This window comes from Moraxella sp. CTOTU48841 (assembly GCF_032061225.1).
In the GTDB taxonomy this organism is placed as follows: Bacteria; Pseudomonadota; Gammaproteobacteria; order Pseudomonadales; family Moraxellaceae; genus Faucicola; species Faucicola cinerea.
The window spans coordinates 1-1577 of sequence record NZ_DAMBFQ010000021.1 but is presented as its reverse complement, the minus strand read 5'-3'; the positions used below and the strand labels follow the sequence as shown (position 1 = coordinate 1577).

1 protein-coding gene is annotated in these 1577 nt (G+C 48.1%); it reads left to right on the top strand.

Annotation, left to right across the window (positions count from 1 at the left end):
- Positions 1–5 precede the first annotated feature (5 nt).
- A complete protein-coding gene (locus RT034_RS10830) occupies positions 6–1544 on the top strand; it encodes a fumarate hydratase (RefSeq protein ID WP_188875624.1) in 1539 nt (512 codons plus the stop codon).
- Positions 1545–1577: the final 33 nt, after the last annotated feature.

Sequence of the window (1577 nt, the reverse complement as noted above, 5' to 3'; positions counted from 1 at the left end):
AGCCAATGACCGTCATCAAGAAAGACGACTTTATCAATTCTATCGCCAACGCCTTTCAATACATCAGTTATTATCACCCAAAAGACTTCGTTGATGCTGTATATGAAGCATGGCAAAAAGAAACCAACCAATCTGCCAAAAACGCCATGGGGCAAATCCTCACCAATAGCCGTATGTCAGCGATGGGTCATCGTCCGATTTGCCAAGATACTGGTAGTGCGGTGGTGTTCCTTGATATCGGTATGAACGTGCAATGGGACTTGCAAGGCTCAGCGATGAGCGTTGAAGACATGGTTAATGAAGGGGTGCGCCGTGCTTACAACAATCCCGACAACCCACTACGGGCATCCATCTTAGTAGACCCAATTGGCAAACGTCAAAATACCAAAGACAACACGCCAGCGGTGGTTCACATGAGCGTGGTACCGGGTGACAAAGTTGATGTGATTTGTGCCGCAAAAGGTGGCGGTTCAGAAAACAAAGCAAAATTTGCCATGCTAAACCCCTCGGACTCGATTGAAGAATGGGTGTTAAAAACCGTTCCCCAAATGGGGGCAGGTTGGTGCCCACCTGGTATTTTAGGTATCGGTGTCGGCGGCACGCCAGAAAAAGCCATGATGCTCGCCAAACGCTCACTCATGGAACACATCGATATCCATGATTTACAAGCCAAAGCCCAAAGCGGCGCCGAGCTTGATAGCGTTGAGCGCTTACGTCTCAATATGTATGACAAAGTGAACGAGCTTGGCGTTGGCGCCCAAGGTCTTGGCGGCTTGACTACCGTGCTGGATGTGAAAGTACTAGACTTTCCTACCCATGCCGCAAGCAAAGCGGTTGCCATGATTCCAAACTGTGCGGCAACTCGTCATATTCACTTTACCCTAGACGGTCAAGGGGAAGCTGCCTTGCCGGTACCTTCACTATCAGATTGGCCAGAAGTGTCCTTTGGCTCCGATGATGTGATTAAAGTCAATGTTAACGACTTAACCAAAGAAACCTTAGGTCAGTTTAACATCGGTGATACCTTACTACTTAGTGGTAAAATCTTGACGGGTCGTGATGCCGCCCATAAACGCATGGTCGATATGCTTGCCAAAGGCGAAGCGCTACCCGTGGATTTACAAAATCGCTTTATTTATTATGTCGGTCCTGTCGACGCCGTTGGTGATGAAGTGGTCGGTCCGGCGGGTCCCACCACCTCAACGCGTATGGATAAATTCACCGACACAATCTTGGATCAAGGCTTGATTGGGATGATTGGTAAATCCGAGCGTAGTCCTGCGACCTGTGAAGTCATTGCCAAACATGGCGCAATTTATCTCATTGCAGTGGGCGGTGCCGCCTACTTGGTATCAAAAGCTATCAAAGGCGCTAAAGTGCTTGCTTTCCCAGAGCTAGGCATGGAAGCGATTTATGAGTTTGAAGTAGAAGATATGCCTGTGACCGTCGCTGTTGACAACCAAGGTAACAGCATTCACCGCTTTGATAAAGTCGCTGAACGCGCCCAACAAGTGATTGCCGAGCCTGTACGTTTTGTGCCTTAGTCAATTTTTCAAGATTTTTGATACAAAATTTTT